The sequence below is a fragment of the Pelagimonas sp. KU-00592-HH genome, from assembly GCF_040369695.1.
Classification (GTDB): domain Bacteria; phylum Pseudomonadota; class Alphaproteobacteria; order Rhodobacterales; family Rhodobacteraceae; genus Shimia.
Genome location: NZ_BAABWM010000001.1, coordinates 155,641 through 170,782, shown reverse-complemented (window position 1 = coordinate 170,782; position 15,142 = coordinate 155,641). Strand labels below are relative to the sequence as shown.

Annotated in this window: 18 protein-coding genes; 8 read left to right on the top strand and 10 right to left on the bottom strand. The window is 59.8% G+C overall.

Translation table 11 applies throughout. The features are described from left to right. Positions 1-17: 17 nt before the first annotated feature. Together ABWV42_RS00850 and ABWV42_RS00845 are read right to left on the bottom strand one after the other, a co-directional pair. Positions 18-1,163, bottom strand: coding sequence for an acyl-CoA dehydrogenase family protein (locus tag ABWV42_RS00850; RefSeq protein ID WP_353338486.1), 1,146 nt, complete (start codon positions 1,161-1,163; stop codon positions 18-20). Positions 1,164-1,285: 122 nt separating this feature from the next. Beyond that, positions 1,286-2,419: a carboxylate-amine ligase gene (locus tag ABWV42_RS00845; protein ID WP_353338485.1), complete on the bottom strand. Its 1,134-nt coding sequence runs from the start codon at positions 2,417-2,419 to the stop codon at positions 1,286-1,288. A 174-nt stretch (positions 2,420-2,593) separates the two neighbouring features. Here ABWV42_RS00845 and ABWV42_RS00840 point away from each other — a divergent pair, with 174 nt between their 5' ends. Continuing rightward, positions 2,594-3,040, top strand: coding sequence for a DsrE family protein (locus ABWV42_RS00840; protein WP_353338484.1), 447 nt, complete (start codon positions 2,594-2,596; stop codon positions 3,038-3,040). A 61-nt stretch (positions 3,041-3,101) separates the two neighbouring features. Here the strand turns inward: ABWV42_RS00840 and ABWV42_RS00835 are convergent, their stop codons facing one another. After that, positions 3,102-3,476: a hypothetical protein gene (locus ABWV42_RS00835; protein ID WP_353338483.1), complete on the bottom strand. Its 375-nt coding sequence runs from the start codon at positions 3,474-3,476 to the stop codon at positions 3,102-3,104. A gap of 115 nt (positions 3,477-3,591) precedes the next feature. Then, positions 3,592-5,091, bottom strand: a complete 1,500-nt coding sequence (locus tag ABWV42_RS00830) for a CoA-acylating methylmalonate-semialdehyde dehydrogenase (protein ID WP_353338482.1) — start codon at positions 5,089-5,091, stop codon at positions 3,592-3,594. A gap of 102 nt (positions 5,092-5,193) precedes the next feature. Here ABWV42_RS00830 and ABWV42_RS00825 point away from each other — a divergent pair, with 102 nt between their 5' ends. The 5 genes from ABWV42_RS00825 (at position 5,194) to ABWV42_RS00805 (ending at position 8,872) form a co-directional block, all read left to right on the top strand. Next, a complete protein-coding gene (locus tag ABWV42_RS00825; protein WP_353339500.1) occupies positions 5,194-6,090 on the top strand; it encodes a LysR family transcriptional regulator in 897 nt (298 codons plus the stop codon). Positions 6,091-6,153: 63 nt separating this feature from the next. After that, positions 6,154-6,588, top strand: coding sequence for a CBS domain-containing protein (locus tag ABWV42_RS00820; RefSeq protein ID WP_353338481.1), 435 nt, complete (start codon positions 6,154-6,156; stop codon positions 6,586-6,588). 116 nt (positions 6,589-6,704) lie between these two features. Continuing rightward, the gene (gene coaD / locus ABWV42_RS00815; RefSeq protein WP_255108175.1) at positions 6,705-7,196 is read left to right on the top strand and encodes a pantetheine-phosphate adenylyltransferase; all 492 of its coding nucleotides are present in this window, start codon (positions 6,705-6,707) and stop codon (positions 7,194-7,196) included. 279 nt (positions 7,197-7,475) lie between these two features. Continuing rightward, positions 7,476-8,456, top strand: a complete 981-nt coding sequence (locus ABWV42_RS00810; RefSeq protein WP_353338480.1) for a DUF808 domain-containing protein — start codon at positions 7,476-7,478, stop codon at positions 8,454-8,456. A 38-nt stretch (positions 8,457-8,494) separates the two neighbouring features. Beyond that, complete coding sequence (locus ABWV42_RS00805) at positions 8,495-8,872, top strand: GFA family protein (RefSeq protein WP_353338479.1); 378 nt, start codon at positions 8,495-8,497, stop codon at positions 8,870-8,872. 93 nt (positions 8,873-8,965) lie between these two features. Here the strand turns inward: ABWV42_RS00805 and ABWV42_RS00800 are convergent, their stop codons facing one another. After that, a complete protein-coding gene (locus ABWV42_RS00800) occupies positions 8,966-9,421 on the bottom strand; it encodes a YHS domain-containing (seleno)protein (protein WP_353338478.1) in 456 nt (151 codons plus the stop codon). A gap of 184 nt (positions 9,422-9,605) precedes the next feature. Further along, a complete protein-coding gene (gene tkt, locus ABWV42_RS00795; RefSeq protein WP_255108167.1) occupies positions 9,606-11,627 on the bottom strand; it encodes a transketolase in 2,022 nt (673 codons plus the stop codon). A gap of 246 nt (positions 11,628-11,873) precedes the next feature. On the opposite strand from tkt, the gene ABWV42_RS00790 reads away from it, so the two are divergent. Both ABWV42_RS00790 and ABWV42_RS00785 read left to right on the top strand, forming a co-directional pair. Next, positions 11,874-12,560, top strand: a complete 687-nt coding sequence (locus ABWV42_RS00790; RefSeq protein ID WP_353338477.1) for a hypothetical protein — start codon at positions 11,874-11,876, stop codon at positions 12,558-12,560. After that, complete coding sequence (locus ABWV42_RS00785) at positions 12,560-12,946, top strand: cell division protein ZapA (protein WP_353338476.1); 387 nt, start codon at positions 12,560-12,562, stop codon at positions 12,944-12,946. The genes ABWV42_RS00790 and ABWV42_RS00785 overlap by 1 nt, the downstream gene beginning before the upstream one ends. Positions 12,947-13,021: 75 nt before the next feature. Here the strand turns inward: ABWV42_RS00785 and grxD are convergent, their stop codons facing one another. From grxD to ABWV42_RS00765, 4 genes are all read right to left on the bottom strand, one after another. Beyond that, complete coding sequence (gene grxD, locus ABWV42_RS00780; protein WP_255108161.1) at positions 13,022-13,384, bottom strand: Grx4 family monothiol glutaredoxin; 363 nt, start codon at positions 13,382-13,384, stop codon at positions 13,022-13,024. 199 nt (positions 13,385-13,583) lie between these two features. Continuing rightward, a complete protein-coding gene (locus tag ABWV42_RS00775; protein ID WP_255108158.1) occupies positions 13,584-13,814 on the bottom strand; it encodes a BolA family protein in 231 nt (76 codons plus the stop codon). A gap of 62 nt (positions 13,815-13,876) precedes the next feature. Continuing rightward, complete coding sequence (locus tag ABWV42_RS00770; RefSeq protein WP_353338475.1) at positions 13,877-14,359, bottom strand: GNAT family N-acetyltransferase; 483 nt, start codon at positions 14,357-14,359, stop codon at positions 13,877-13,879. Then, a complete protein-coding gene (locus ABWV42_RS00765) occupies positions 14,359-15,015 on the bottom strand; it encodes an ureidoglycolate lyase (RefSeq protein WP_353338474.1) in 657 nt (218 codons plus the stop codon). The genes ABWV42_RS00770 and ABWV42_RS00765 overlap by 1 nt, the downstream gene beginning before the upstream one ends. Positions 15,016-15,142 lie beyond the last annotated feature (127 nt).

Sequence of the window (15,142 nt, the reverse complement as noted above, 5' to 3'; positions counted from 1 at the left end):
CGCTTGAGTGTGTGTGATCAGGCCGCGTCTGCGATCATCTGGCGTGACACGATCAGGCGCATGATCTCGTTGGTGCCTTCCAGGATCTGGTGAACCCGCAGGTCACGTACGATCTTTTCGATACCATAGTCCGCCAGATAGCCATAACCGCCATGCAGTTGCAGACAGCCGTTTGCGACTTCAAAGGCTACGTCGGTTACCATCAGTTTCGCCATTGCGCAGAACTTGGTCGCGTCATGCGCGCCGGTGTCGAGCTTCCAAGCCGCCTGGCGCAGGAAGGTGCGGGCTGCTTGTAGTTTGGTTTCGTACTCTGCCAGACGGAATTGAAGTGCCTGGAACTGGTTGATCGGCTTCCCGAAGGCCTTGCGCTCGGACATGTACTGCATCGTCAGGTCAAGCGCGTTCTGCGCGCCGCCGAGGGCACCAGCCGAAATGTTCAGGCGACCGCCGTCAAGCCCTGCCATGGCGTAGGAGAACCCTTTGCCTTCCTCACCCATCAGGTTTTCGTGCGGGACCATGCAGTCGTCGAACTGAACCTGGCTGGTAGGCTGGGCTTTCCAGCCCATCTTGTTTTCATTGGCGCCATAGCTGAGACCGGGAGTGCCGTTTTCCACGATCATCGTCGAGATCCCCTTGGGGCCATCTTCGCCGGTGCGGCACATCGTGACATAGACGTCCGAATAGTTGCCGCCCGAGATGAAGGCTTTGGTGCCGTTCATCTTGTAGCCTTCATTGGTCTTTTCGGCGCGGGTGCGCAGCGCGGAGGCGTCGGAACCGGACCCAGGTTCGGTCAGGCAATAGGAGAAGACCTTTTCCATCGAGCAGAGGGCAGGGAGCCAGGCCTGCTTGGTTTCCTCGCTGCCGAACTTGTCGATCATGCCGCCGCACATGTTGTGGATCGACAGGAAGGAGCCAACGGCGGGGCAGGACATGGCCAGTGCTTCGAAAACCAGCGTGGCATCGAGGCGCGACAGGCCCGAGCCGCCGTATTCTTCGGAAACGTAAAGGCCGCCAAAACCAAGTTCGGCGAGTTGCGGCCAGAGTTCCTTGGGGATGCTGCCTTCAGCCTCCCACTTCTGGGCGTTGGGAGCGATATGCTCTTCGCCAAAGCCCTTGGCCATATCAAAGATCAGGGTTTGTTCTTCGGTGAGTGCGAAATCCATCGGTTCCTCCCAAAACGCGCAATTGAACAGTCGTTAAATTATACAATTCTTGCAGCAGTGTGTCAGCGCGCAAAATTGCAAAACAAACCCGCAAATTTGTGCTTCCGTATTTCTACCCATGCCTAGAGGTCGGTATGGAATTCCTCGATCAGGTGGCGCACGACGGCGCGCAGGGCGTCATCGTGGGAATAGTCGGCCTGGATCGCATCGTTGTAGACCGCTCGTTGCTGATCGGCGCTGTTGCCGGTCGCGATGATTGCCAGCGTGTTTTCCACCTCTCGCAGCGAAGACAACGCGGCCGCGTCTTCTTCGATCAGTTCGACGATTTCATGTGCGAGTTCCGAGAATGGCACGATTTCCCTGAGTCCCCAATCGATCAAACCTTCCGAGATTCCATAGCGTTGCGCGCGCCACCGGTTCTCTGCGACAAGGAAGTTGTCATAGAGCCGCCAACGCTGGTTCTTGGTGGCCAGACGCCAGAGCATCCGGCAGAGCGCTTGGTTCAGTGCGGCCAGCGTCAGCGTGTTTTCGAGGCGCGGAGAGACATCGCAGATGCGGCTTTCGATGGTCGGAAAACGCGATGAGGGGCGCAGGTCCCACCAGATTTTCGAGGCATCCTCGATCACCCCGATGTCGGTCATGGCGGCCACGGAACGTTCGAATTCCCCCCAGCCTTCCATGCGGGGCGGCAGGCCGGTGCGGGGCAGGTTGTCGAAAACGGTCAGGCGATAACAGCTGAGACCGGTGTCTTCGCCCTGCCAGAATGGCGAGGAACAGCTCAGTGCCAGCAGGTGCGGCAGGAAATACTTAAGCTGGTTCATCAGGTCGACGCGCTGGTCCTTGTTCTCGATGCCGACGTGCACGTGCATCCCGCAGATCAGCATCCGCCGCACGACGCCCGCGAGGTCATCGCGAAGCGCATTGTAGCGTTCCTTGTCGGTGTGGTGTTGCTTGCGCCAGTCTGAGAAGGGATGGCAGGAGGCCGCGATGGGGGCAAGGTTATGCTTGTCCGCAACACGCGCCACCGTGGCACGCAGGCGCTTTAGTTCATCGCGCGCGTCACCGACAGTTTGGCACACGGTGGTGCCAATTTCGATCTGGCAACTCAAGAATTCTGGGCTGACTTGCCCCTCAAGTTCGCTCATGCACTCTTGCATCAGGGCTTCTGGGGCAGGGGCCAGATCGAAGCTGTCCTTGTCGACGAGAAGGTATTCCTCTTCTACGCCAAGGGTAAAAGCGGGTTCTTTCAAAGACATGGCCGTCCTCCCTGCCAGTTGGGTACCAGTTCAACAGGAAAGCAAGGTGATTTCAAGCTTGCGGCGGAAGGGCTGCGTCAGAATAACCCTCCAGCGCAGTAATGTTCTGACTTTAATATGTATTGAATTTGGAATATTTGTGGCCGAGAAACGCGCTGAAGACTGGAGATGTCTATGAAAATGATTTTGAAACGGTTGGTTCTGGCGGTTGCCTTGGTTCTAAGCCCGATGCTCGCGGTCGCGGAGGATGTCAAGCCGCGCCTGTTTGTGAACCTGACCACCGATGACACCTGGGCCGCGGCCAAAGCGATCATGTTTGCCCATCAAAAGGCGCAGAAGCAGGGGCATGATGCGGCGATCTGGATGAACGTACGGGCCGTTTACCTTGCCGACAAGAAACGCCCGAGCCATGTTCACGGCCTGATGGCGGACAAGGGGACCTCGGTTCAGGACATGCTCAAGGCCTTCATCGCGGACGGCGGTACCGTGATCATGTGTGGTGCCTGTTCGAAAGCCGCGGGCCTCTCCAAAGCCGACTATATCGACGGGATCACCATGGGAAGTACCGATCTCGTTGCCGGTTGGTTGTTTGATCCCAATACCAAAACGCTTGCCTGGTAAAGCATGACAATCGCAGGAATTGGTAAAGCCCCGGTAAATCGCCGGGGCTTTGTGCTTTTAGTCAGGCCGCTGTGGTCAGCAGCTGGGAAATCGAGGTTTCGGCGAGACCAAGAACCGACAGGGCCTGTGCTTCATCTTCCATGACCAGCGCGACAACCGAGTCAAAAGGTTCCCACGAGCGGACGATCATGTTGCACATTTTGCGGCTCAGGGCATTCGGGGCATAGTAGACGATGATCGTCTGCGCGCCCTCGGACATGAAGACATCGGCCTTGGCCGCCTGCAGCTTCATGAGTTCGGCGAAATTTTCTTCGATCCCGGTCACATCGGAAAGATCGACAAGCTGTTTCTGGCCGGGGCGGCAATCGGGGTGCTGCGCGTATTCGCCAAAGGTGCGCATGGTGTCTTCGAGGCGGGCAAATCCCTCGTAGCGCACGTAAACAAGGCCATGAGATTTGAGAATTTTGAAACTTACAGACAAGAGGCTACCGAAAATAACGAAAGGGCCGGAGATACTCCGGCCCTTTTAAGATCAGATTTGACGATCGGGATCAATCCATAGGTTTGAAATTGAACTCGCCGCCTTCCTTGATGCCCGAGGGCCAGCGCGAGGTCACGGTCTTGGTGCGGGTGTAGAATTTGAACGCATCCGGGCCGTGCTGGTTCAGGTCGCCAAAGGCCGATTTCTTCCAGCCACCAAAGGTGTGGTAGGCGAGCGGAACCGGGATCGGAACGTTGATGCCGACCATGCCGATGTTGATCCGGTTGGCAAAGTCACGCGCGGTGTCACCATCGCGGGTGTAGATCGCGGTGCCGTTGCCGTATTCGTGGCTGATCGCCAGGTTGATCGCTTCCTCATAGGAACCGGCACGAACCGTCGACAGAACCGGGCCAAAGATCTCTTTCTTGTAGATGTCCATGTCGGGGGTGACACGGTCAAAGAGGTGCGGGCCGACAAAGAAGCCGTCTTCATAGCCTTGCAGGCTGAAGTCGCGGCCGTCGACGACCAGTTCAGCGCCTTGCTCGACACCGCTTTCCACCAGGTTCAGGATGTTCTGCTTGGCGGCTGCGGTGACAACCGGACCATAGTCAACATCGTCGCCAGCGGTGTAGGGGCCGACTTTCAGGCTTTCGATACGCGGGATCAGTTTCTCGATCAGGGCGTCAGCGGTTTCTTCACCAACCGGAACCGCAACCGAAATCGCCATGCAGCGTTCGCCAGCCGCGCCATAACCTGCGCCGATCAGCGCGTCGGCGGCCTGGTCGAGGTCCGCGTCGGGCATGATGATCATGTGGTTTTTCGCGCCGCCAAAGCACTGAACGCGCTTACCTTGCGAGCAACCGGTGCCGTAGATGTATTCGGCGATCGGGGTCGAGCCCACAAAGCCGATCGACTGAACAGTGTCGTTGTAGAGCATCGCGTCAACGGCTTCCTTGTCGCCGTTTACGACTTGCAGGATGCCCTCGGGCAGACCGGCTTCTTCCATCAGTTCGGCCAGCATCAGCGGAACGGAAGGATCACGCTCGGACGGTTTGAGAATGAAGGCGTTGCCGCATGCGATGGCCGGGGCAAACATCCACATCGGGATCATGGCAGGGAAGTTGAACGGGGTGATACCGCCGGTGACGCCAAGAGCCTGACGCATGGAGTACATATCGATGCCGGGGCCGGCGCTGTCGGTGAACTCACCTTTCAGCATCTGCGGCGCGCCGATGCAGTATTCGACAACTTCCAGGCCGCGTTGAACGTCGCCCTTGGCATCGGGGAAGGTCTTGCCGTGCTCGCGCGACAGGGCTTCTGCCAGCTTGTCCATGTCGCGGTTCAGCAGGTCGACGAATTTCATCATGACGCGTGCGCGGCGCTGCGGGTTCACGGCTTCCCAAGCGGGCTGGGCTGCGGCGGCGATTTCGACGGCCGCGTCGAATTCTTCCTTGCTGGCCAGCGGTACCTTGGCCTGCACTTCACCGGTTGCGGGGTTGAAGACATCTGCGAAACGGCCGGACGTGCCTTTGACGTGTTCGCCGTTGATGTAGTGGGTCAGCTCTTGCATCGGGACTCCTCCTCAAATGGTCTGACCGCAGATTAAGCTTGCAGAAATCACCGGAAAAGAGGCAAGATTTCAAAACAGCTTTGCAAAAATTCAGAGGTGATGATGGAGCCGCATTGGGATGATCTTCGTATTTTCCTTGCCGTTGCGCGGGAAGAAAGCCTGTCGGCAGCCGGAAGGCGGCTCAAGGTGGATCCCGCGACTGTCGGGCGGCGGGTCGGGCGGCTTGAGGCGGCGCTTGAGACGCCGTTGTTCGTGAAGTCGCCCACGGGCTATGCCCTGACAGATGCGGGGCAGCGCCTGATGGGTCATGCGGCGCGGGTCGAGCAGGCCTTGCAGATGGCCTCGGAAGAACTTGGTGGCGAGACTGGGGGGCTTTCGGGGCAGATCCGGATTGGGGCGCCGGATGGGTCCGCGAACTATCTCTTGCCGCAGGTCTGTTCAAAGATCGCGGACGAAAATCCCGATCTGGAAATCCAGATCGTTGCCTTGCCGCGCGTTTTTAGCTTGTCAAAGCGCGAAGCCGATTTGGTCGTTGCGGTCAGCCCGCCAACTGCGGGGCGGCTGATGGTGCAAAAGATCACCGATTACAAACTGCACCTTGCGGCGGCGCGCTGGTATCTCAAATCGCATCCGCCAATCAATACCCTCGATGATCTCAAAGACCACAAGATTATCGGCTACATTCCCGACATGATCTTTGACAAGGAGCTTGATTACCTCAGCGAGATCGGTGTCGAGAAACCCTCGATCGGATCAAACTCCGTTTCCGTGCAGATCAACTGTGTCCGGATCGGCGGCGGTGTGGGAATCGTCCATGACTTTTCGCTACCCTTTCACAAAGGGGTTAAGAAAATCCTGACGGACCAGTTCAGCCTGACGCGCGGATTCTACTTGGTGCGCCACGAGGATGACAAGCGCCTTGAGCGGCTCAACCGGTTTTCTGAGGCATTGTGTAACGGCATCCGTGAAGAAGTGGCGCGGTTGGAAGGGGGAACTTGACATTCCCGATTCTTGCGACGACGCTTGGGTTTAAGCAATATTCTTAATACGGGAGGATCGAATATGCTGGTTCATCAGATTCTGAAATCCAAAGGGGATCAAGGGGTTGTCACCGTCAAGCCCGGTACCTCGGTATCTGATGCGGCAAAGATCCTTGCGGAGAAGCGCATCGGTACCGTGGTGGTGTCGGAAAGCGGCAAGACGGCTGACGGCATCCTGTCTGAGCGCGATATTGTCCGCGAGCTGGCTGCGCGCGGTGCGGGGTGCATGTCGGACAAGGTGGACGACTACATGACCACCGAACTTGTGACCTGCGCGATGGGCGACGATGCGACGTCGGTGCTTCAGAAGATGACCGAAGGCCGGTTCCGCCACATGCCTGTCCTGGAAGGCAAGGAGATGGTGGGGCTGATCACCCTTGGCGACGCGGTCAAGGCGCGCCTGAGCGAATTGAAGATGGAAAAAGATGCCCTTGAAGGCATGATCATGGGGCACTGACCCCAGGTTTCTTCCCCCGTCTCATCCGTAAGACTACGGGTGAGACATTCCGGCCCTTGCATTTCCCCGCGCAATAATGTTGCGTACGCGCGAGCGACAAATTGTGGAGTGTTTCCATGCGTGTAGGCCTGTATCCCGGAACTTTCGATCCGATAACCCTTGGTCATATCGACATTATTCGCCGTGCTTGTGCGCTGGTGGACAAGCTGGTCATCGGGGTGGCCATCAACCGCGACAAGGGGCCATTGTTCACGTTGGAAGAGCGTGTGGCGATGGTGGAGGCGGAATGCGCCAAGCTTTCGGCCGAGACAGGAACCGAGATTGTCGCGCATCCTTTCGAGAACCTTCTGATCGACTGCGCCCATGACGTCGGGGCCCAGATCATCGTCCGCGGCTTGCGTGCGGTGACGGATTTTGAGTATGAATATCAAATGGTTGGCATGAACCGTGCGCTGGACGACAGTGTCGAGACCGTGTTCCTGATGGCCGACCTCCAGCACCAGGCGATTGCCTCGAAACTGGTGAAAGAGATTGCCCGTCTGGGCGGCGACATTTCCAAGTTCGTGACCCCGCCCGTGAAAGATGCGTTGTTGGAGCGGTTCGGCTGAAACCCTCTTTGAGCAATGCAAAACCTGACAAACCCCGCCGGTTCGAGCGGGGTTTTTCGTTTCTGGCGACTCGGAATATGAACGTGTTCCAGATGTGAAAATCAACGTCGGTGCCACGTCGGTATTACGTCGGTATTGCGACGGTGCGGTATCGGAAAACCCACCCGTTGCCCCATCGTGCGCAAGTGGCAACGGTTAAGGCAAAATGAACCGCCGGACGCTTGCCCAATCGGGCGGATCGGCTAGGGTGCCTGCAAATCCAATTTCGGGAGATGCGGTATGAGTGGTTTGTTGGCGCTGTTGGATGACGTGGCAAGCATTGCCAAGGTGGCGGCAGCCTCGATCGACGACGTGGCGGCAGGGGCGGCCAAGGCCAGCGCCAAGGCTGCGGGGGCCGTGATCGACGACGCTGCGGTGACGCCGAAGTATGTGCAGGGGTTCGAAGCCAAGCGCGAATTGCCGATCATCTGGAAGATTGCCAGGGGATCGATCAAGAACAAGCTGCTGATCCTGCTTCCGGCGGCGTTGATACTGGCGAACTTTGCGCCCTGGCTGATTGCGCCACTGTTGATGCTGGGCGGGGCCTACCTGTGTTTCGAAGGCGCGGAAAAGATCGCCCATGCGCTGTTTCACAGCGACGCGGGCCATCATGTCTTTGAGGAAGATGATCTGGAAGGCGATCCTGCGCACCTTGAGGAGCAAAAGGCGGCTGGGGCCATCAAGACCGACTTTATCCTCTCGGCAGAGATCATGACGATCATCCTGTCGGCCATCCCGGCGAGCAATTTCTGGATGGAAGCGGCGACGCTGGCGGTTGCGGGTGTCGGGATCACGGTTGTGGTTTATGGCTCGGTGGCGCTCATCGTGAAGATGGATGACTTTGGTCTGTGGGTCTATGCCAATGGCAAACTGTCGATGACGCGGACGCTGGGGCGCTGGCTGGTGCGGGGGATGCCCTATTTCATGAAGCTTTTGACCATTGTCGGCACGGCAGCGATGCTGTGGGTTGGTGGGTCCATCGTGGTGCATGGGCTGGAGGAGCTGGGCTTTGGCTGGCTTGGTCATCACATCCACGACTGGGCCTATGCGGCGGGCCACATGGTGCCGGCCTCCTGGGAAGGGTTTGTCGAGTGGACCTCGAAAGCGGCAATGGACGGAGTGTTTGGTCTGGCGCTTGGGCTGGTGCTGATCCCAGTGGCCACCAAGGTAATCGTGCCCGTTTGGAGCGCGGTGTTCGGCAAGGCGGACAAGGCGCACTGAGCCTTACCTGTCCGACTGAACAGGGAAAGGGCAAGGCAATGGAAGTTTCCGGCAGGTGCCACTGCGGCGCGGTTTCGGTGGTGGCGGAAGGCGATCCATCGCGGGTCGGGATCTGCCATTGCCGCGATTGCCAACGACATCACGGTGCGCTGTTTTACGCGGCGGCGATATTTCCGAAAGACGCCGTGCAGGTGCGGGGAAAGACGGGTGCTTACAAGGGGCGGCACTTCTGCCGGGTTTGCGGGTCTTCGGTATTTGCACAAAGCGGCGACGAGATCGAAGTACATCTCGGCATCCTGGAGGATGCCGATCACTTTGTGCCAAGCTATGAATGCTGGACGATGCGCCGCGCGGCCTGGCTGCCGGAGTTTTCCGGTATGATCGGGTACGACAGGGACCGCGACGGCGACGGGTAGGGCTCAGCCGAGGATGGTGCGCCGGTGGACGGGGACAAGCCGTTTCGAAACGGCTTGGCAAGGCCTTTGCAAAGGCCTTGCGACCACGAGGGATCAGCCGAGGACGGCGGGCCAGTTGGCGTGTCCCTTGGTGATGTTGCCGGGGATGTCCTGAAGCCAGAGTTCACGGGCGCGCAGGTTGGCGTTGAGGTAGAGCTTGCCTTCGTAGACCGTCCAGGCTTCGGGTTTGGTCGGGGCGAGATAGCCCTTGGAGGCGGCATAGGCGCAGTAGCCGCCAAAGACCGGGGCATAGGTTTCAGGGGCTGCTTTGAAGGTCTTGGCGTTCTCCGCGCTGGCGAAATGCCAGTCGGCGCCGTTCCAGTTGACCTTGTGCGCCGAGTTGCCTTTCACGGGTTTGCCGTCGGTGAAATAGGCAACCGGATCATATCCGTTGATGGCGTTGGGGTTCTGGAAGACCTCGGGCTCGCGGGCCAGGACTGCTTGGGGGGCAAGGGTCAGTGCCGCGGGGAGGGCGGCAAAAAGGCCAAGGGCGGCGCGGCGTGTCAGCATGGTGTTTCTCCTCTCGTTTGAAAGAAAGATACGATGATGCGGCGGCGCTGTAAGCCCGGCTGACCGTTGTGTGATGGCGGCGTGAGGTGATGTGAGGCGATTGTAACAATCGGGGGCCGGTGCGGTGGCCGATGAAAAAAGGCGCCCTGGAGGGCGCCTTTTGAAAGCGTGTTGATCCGGGCGATCAGGCCAGCAGCGCCTTGACCTTTTCGGCCACGTTGGCGGCGGTGATGCCGAACTTTTCGAAGAGTTCGCCAGCCGGGGCCGAAGCACCGAAACGGTCCATGCCGACAAAGTCGGATTTACCCGGCTTGGCGCGTTCACCCAATAGCCATTGATCCCAGCCCTGGCGCACGGCGGCCTCGATGCCGACGCGTACGGCGGCACCGGCAGGCAGAACCTTGCGGCGATAGCCTTCGGGCTGCTCGGCGAAGAGTTCCATGCAGGGCATGGAGACCACGCGGGTGCCGATGCCTTCTGCTTCGAGCAGGGCCTTGGCTTCCATCGCGATCGACACTTCGGAACCGGTGGCGATCAGGATCGCCTGACGTTTGCCTTCGGCTTCGGCGAGGACATAGGCGCCCTTGGCGGTGAGGTTGACGTTCTTGGCCTCGGTGCGCACGGTCGGCAGGTTCTGACGGGTCAGGGCAAGAACCGAGGGAGTCTCTTTCGAGGTCAGGGCGATTTCCCAAGCTTCCGCGGTTTCGGCGGTGTCGGCCGGACGGAAGACATAGGTGTTGGGGGTCGCACGGCAGATGGCCAGGTGTTCCACCGGTTGGTGGGTCGGGCCGTCTTCGCCAACGCCGATCGAGTCGTGGGTCATGACAAAGACCGTCGGGATCTTCATCAGGGCCGCGAGGCGCATCGAGGGGCGGGCATAGTCGGTGAAGCAGAAGAAGGTGCCACCGTAGGGGCGGACACCACCGTGCAGCGCCATGCCGTTCATCGCGGCGGCCATGCCGTGTTCACGAATGCCCCAGTAGACGTAACGGCCCTTGCGGTTGTCGGTGTCGAATACGCCGAGACCTTCGGTCTTGGTGTTGTTCGAACCGGTCAGGTCCGCAGACCCGCCCACGGTTTCGGGCATGATCGGGTTGACCGCGGCCAGAACCATTTCCGAGGATTTGCGGGTCGCGACCTTGGGTTGCTCCTCGGCCACGGTTTTCTTGAGGGCCTTGATGACCGACGAGAGCTTTTTCGGGGCCTCAAGGGCCAGTGCGCGGTTGAAACGTTTTTGTTTCTGTTCCGAGATTTCCGCGAAGCGGGCTTCCCATGCGGCGCGTTCTTCACCGCCGCGGGCGCCGATGGCTTCCCATTGTGCCTTGATGTCAGAGGGGATTTCGAACGCGCCGTAGGTCCAGCCGTAGGCTTCCTTGGCGGCTTTCATCTGGTCTGCGTCGGTCAGTGCGCCGTGGCCCTTGGAGGTGTCCTGTGCAGCGTGACCCAGCGCGATGTGGGTCTTGCAGGCGATCATCGAAGGTTTCTTCGATTTCTTGGCTGCTTCGATGGCGGCGTCGATGGCCTCGGGGTCGTGGCCGTCGATATCCTGAACGTGCCAGCCCGACGCACGGAAACGCTGCAACTGGTTGGTGCGGTCGCTGAGTTCGACGGTGCCGTCGATGGTAATGTTGTTGTTGTCCCAGAAGACAACCAGCTTGCGCAGGGCCTGACGGCCGGCAAGGGTGATGGCTTCCTGGCTGATGCCTTCCATGAGACAGCCGTCACCGGCGATCACGTAGGTGAAGTGATCAACGACTTTCTTGCCGAACCGGGCGCGCTGCATTTCTTCGGCCATGGCGAAGCCAACGGCATTGGCGATGCCCTGACCCAGCGGGCCGGTGGTGGTTTCAACACCGTCCAGCAGGAAGTTTTCCGGGTGGCCCGCTGTGAGGGCACCCATCTGGCGGAAGTTCTTGATCTGGTCGAGGGTCACCTGCGCGTCGCCGACAAGGTGCAGCAGCGAGTAGATCAGCATCGAGCCGTGACCTGCCGACAGGATGAAGCGGTCGCGGTCGGGCCAGTTCGGGGCCGAGGCGTCGAACTTGAGGTGCTTTTCAAACAGCACGGTTGCAACGTCGGCCATGCCCATCGGCATACCGGAGTGACCAGAGTTGGCGGCGGCCACGGCGTCCAGTGTCAGGGCGCGGATGGCGGCGGCTTTCATCCAGTGTTCAGGGTTCTTTTCGCGAAGTGCGGCGATATCCACGGCGGTCGTTCCTTTGAAAAGTCGCTCAGTTTGATTGCTCAATACCAGCCTTGGGGCCAAGATCAAGCTTGCTCACACTCTGTTTCCCGCCGAAGGGGGCGCAATTTGCGATTCCTTTGGATAGAATTGGCAAAACACAGTCATATGGCGATTCGTGTGGCGTTTGGTGGTGGTTCGTGACATTGAGCGAAACACCCAAGAACGGCGAGACCGCACAGAACGGTCCGCAAGGAAAGGATGAGGCTCATGAGTGAGATCAGCGATCTGGAAAGCAGGATCAGCGCCGCGATGGACCGGATCGGTCGCGGGCTTGAGGCCCTTTCGGTAGCGCCCGATCCGATGCCTGAGGTCGATGACCGCAGCGCGGAAGTCGAGGCGCTTCAGAAATCTCTCGAAGACGAGAAAACCGCGAATGCCCAGCTGGAAGAACGGCTGTTGGCGTTGACGTCCCGGCAGGACGAGTTGGAAGCCGAGCTGGAAAAGGCAAAGGCGGATACCTCGGCGGCGGAGATTGCGGCACAGGTGGCCGAAGGGGCCGCTTCGGAGGCGCGCGAGGCGCTGGAGGCGGCAAATGCCAAGACCGAGGAGGCCGAAGCCGCGGCCGAGAAGGCAGCGGAAGAGGCCAAGGCGGCAGCGCCGACGGTGGATCTGGAAGCGGATGGCAAGTTGCTGGAGCAGCTGGCCGGACGCCTGCGCCGTCTGCGTCAGACCAGCCGGATGCTGCGCGCCAGCAACCAGGAGCTGCGTGATGCGGCGCAGAAGGCAGCGCCCGAGGCGTTGATCAGCCTGATCAACGAGTCCCTGAAGGCGGAACTGGCAGACCTCAAGGCGATGCGCTCTGCGGAACTGATCGAGATGGACGTGATCGCCGGGACCCTGCGCCCGATGCTTGAACAACCGGCCGACGTGGCCAAGGCCGAAGGAGACGCGTGATGCCTGAAGTCGAAATTCATATCGGTGGCCGGACGTTCGAAGTGGCCTGTCAGGAAGGCGAGCAGCACTTTCTGCAATCGGCGGCGAAGATGCTGGATGACGAGGCACAGGTGTTGACCACCCAGATCGGCCGTATTCCGGAAGCGCGGATGCTGTTGATGGCGGGGCTGATGCTGGCGGACAAGACCGCGGGCCTTGAAGATCGGCTGCGGGATCTGCAATCGAAGATGGATGCGCAGACGGCAGAACTGGAAGCGATGAAGAGCGCCGGACCTGAAAAGGTTGAGGTGGCGGTCATTCCGCGCGAGGTGAATGATACGCTGGCCGAACTTGCCGCGCGGGCCGAGGCGCTGGCGGAAACAGTTGAAGAGAAAGTCGCGGGCTAGGGCCAAGCGACTGTTCTGAAAAGAAAAAGCCGGACCTGATGGTCCGGCTTTTGTTGTTTGGTTTGATCCTTGGGATCAGGCGTTGGCCGCGCGGATCTGATCGGCGGCTTCCTTGTTGTAGGCCACGCCGTTTTCATCGAACATGCCATCCAGTTCACCCGAGAGGGTCATCTCGGTGATGATGTCGCAACCGCCGACGAATTCGCCTTTGACGTAAAGCTGCGGAATGGTCGGCCAGTCGGAATAGTCCTTGATGCCCTGACGGATTTCCTCGTCGGCGAGCACGTTCACGTCGGTGTATTCCACACCCATGAAGTTCAGCACACCGGCCACGCGGCTGGAGAAGCCACATTGCGGCATTTCCTTGGTGCCTTTCATGTACAGCACTACGTCGTTGCTTTTGACGGTTTCGTCGATGCGGGTCTTGGCGTCGCTCATGTTGCGTTTCCTTCGTATGTCCTTGGGCACGGGGCCCATCGCGTTTTCAGCGGGTTTGCGCAGGACCCGCTTTGACTTTGGTCAACCGATCAGGGTTTGTCGCGCTGATCGGCGGCTTTGCTTCCCAGATAGGCCGTAACCCCGGCGGCGACAACCACCAAGAGGATCACGAGGCCCGCACCGAGAAGCAGGCCATCCATCAGTCGGGGGCCTTGGTGGTCAGGGCCAGCGCGTGCAGGGCGCCACTGTCGATGGCGGATTTCACGGTGGCGTTAACGGCGCGTTGCTGGGCAACGCGGCTCATGCCGCGAAAGCTCTCGTCGATGACTTCGGCTGAAAAATGCGCTCCGTCGTCACCCATCACGGTGATCTGGGCGTTCGGGAAGCCCTCGCGGATCATTGCTTCGATATCAGAGGCAAGCATGGCCATGAAATTCTCCTAATGGTCTTGTCCCTAGATGTAGGGCTGTGCGGGGGAACGTGCAAGCGTGATCAGCCCTGCCATTCGTCGCGCAGCATGCCATAGAGATGCAGGTCGGTGATGACGCCGTCGGGGCGTTTCCAGGTGGCGCGAATACGGCCTTCGTGCTGAAACCCTGCGCGTTCATAGGTGCGGATGGCGCGGGTGTTTTCCGGGGCGACATCAAGCCAGACGCGGTTCTTGCCAAGGGTCGAGAAACCGAAGGCCTTGAGATCGGAGAGGAAGGCCTGTCCCAGCCCGCGATCGGTGTGCAAAAGCGCGAGGCGGCGCAGTTCGGTCTTTTCGGACGGGTTGGTGAGTTGGCAGAACAGCGCAAAGCCCGCTGCCGTGCCGTCGGCCTGCCAGATCAGGAGGGCGCTGTCGGGGCTGTCGATGTGGGCTTGCAGCTCGGCGTCGGTTTCATCGGCGATGAAGGCCTGATTGGCGGGATCGCCCGCGATGTGGTGGATCAGCGGAAAATCTTGCGGTGTCGCGGGGCGCAGGGTGGTGTGCATCAGAGGCTTTCGGGAAGGGGGACGGAGAGATAGACGCCGAATTCCTGACCGATGTCGGCGCTGACGCGGGCGTGGACGGCGCCCTGACGATCGAGGAACCGCTGTTGGTCGTGGACCGGAAAGATGCCCTCGTGCCAGATATTGGCGTGGATGTAGAGCCCTTTGGAGCCATCACACCAGAAGGCCACCACCTTGTCCGGCGTCAGGTCATCACCGGGCAGGGCCAGCGGGACGACAAAGGGTTTGCGTTCAAGCGGAAAAAACATCTGGCCGCCGTCGGGGTGGTAGTTCATGTGCCACAGAAGGATGCTGTCACGCGGCCCGGTCTGGGTGTCGGTGCGCGCCTGTTGCGGGTCGGCGGACCAGCCCAGAACGTATTCGCCGTTCACCGCTTCGTTTTCGCCGTAGAGGACATCGCCTTTCCAGTCGCAGCGGAAGGTGCCTTCGACCCAGCCGCCTTCGTCGCCGGTGCCTTCGTCAACGGGGCGCCAGCCCTGTGCCGGCCAGCGGGTGATCTCGATTTCGAACCCTTCGGGGTCATCCACGAGGTAGCCATAGCCCTTGAGGGCCTCGTCGGTGGCTTGGACAATCGGGACGGTGTGCAGGGGCAGGGAGGGTTTTTCGGATGCGTCGAACATATAGACGGGGGTGTTCATCGCGTGGCTCCGTTCGCGGTTGCTGGTGTCGTGTGAGCCTAGGGGGGCTGCGTGACAAAACAAAGACAAAGTGGTCTGGCCTTGGAATTCTCTTTTCCAGACAGAAAATAACGGGGTGTAGCGCTGG

Excerpts from the sequence above, each read along its gene's own strand:
- ABWV42_RS00850 (WP_353338486.1), bottom strand. The coding sequence starts at position 1,163 with ATGGATTTCGCACTCACCGAAGAACAAACCCTGATCTTTGATATGGCC.
- ABWV42_RS00845 (WP_353338485.1), bottom strand. The coding sequence starts at position 2,419 with ATGTCTTTGAAAGAACCCGCTTTTACCCTTGGCGTAGAAGAGGAATAC.
- ABWV42_RS00840 (WP_353338484.1), top strand. The coding sequence starts at position 2,594 with ATGAAAATGATTTTGAAACGGTTGGTTCTGGCGGTTGCCTTGGTTCTA.
- ABWV42_RS00830 (WP_353338482.1), bottom strand. The coding sequence starts at position 5,091 with ATGCAAGAGCTGACCCACTACATCAACGGCGAACACGTCAAAGGCACG.
- ABWV42_RS00825 (WP_353339500.1), top strand. The coding sequence starts at position 5,194 with ATGGAGCCGCATTGGGATGATCTTCGTATTTTCCTTGCCGTTGCGCGG.
- ABWV42_RS00820 (WP_353338481.1), top strand. The coding sequence starts at position 6,154 with ATGCTGGTTCATCAGATTCTGAAATCCAAAGGGGATCAAGGGGTTGTC.
- coaD (WP_255108175.1), top strand. The coding sequence starts at position 6,705 with ATGCGTGTAGGCCTGTATCCCGGAACTTTCGATCCGATAACCCTTGGT.
- ABWV42_RS00810 (WP_353338480.1), top strand. The coding sequence starts at position 7,476 with ATGAGTGGTTTGTTGGCGCTGTTGGATGACGTGGCAAGCATTGCCAAG.
- ABWV42_RS00805 (WP_353338479.1), top strand. The coding sequence starts at position 8,495 with ATGGAAGTTTCCGGCAGGTGCCACTGCGGCGCGGTTTCGGTGGTGGCG.
- ABWV42_RS00800 (WP_353338478.1), bottom strand. The coding sequence starts at position 9,421 with ATGCTGACACGCCGCGCCGCCCTTGGCCTTTTTGCCGCCCTCCCCGCG.
- ABWV42_RS00790 (WP_353338477.1), top strand. The coding sequence starts at position 11,874 with ATGAGTGAGATCAGCGATCTGGAAAGCAGGATCAGCGCCGCGATGGAC.
- ABWV42_RS00785 (WP_353338476.1), top strand. The coding sequence starts at position 12,560 with ATGCCTGAAGTCGAAATTCATATCGGTGGCCGGACGTTCGAAGTGGCC.
- grxD (WP_255108161.1), bottom strand. The coding sequence starts at position 13,384 with ATGAGCGACGCCAAGACCCGCATCGACGAAACCGTCAAAAGCAACGAC.
- ABWV42_RS00775 (WP_255108158.1), bottom strand. The coding sequence starts at position 13,814 with ATGGCCATGCTTGCCTCTGATATCGAAGCAATGATCCGCGAGGGCTTC.
- ABWV42_RS00770 (WP_353338475.1), bottom strand. The coding sequence starts at position 14,359 with ATGCACACCACCCTGCGCCCCGCGACACCGCAAGATTTTCCGCTGATC.
- ABWV42_RS00765 (WP_353338474.1), bottom strand. The coding sequence starts at position 15,015 with ATGAACACCCCCGTCTATATGTTCGACGCATCCGAAAAACCCTCCCTG.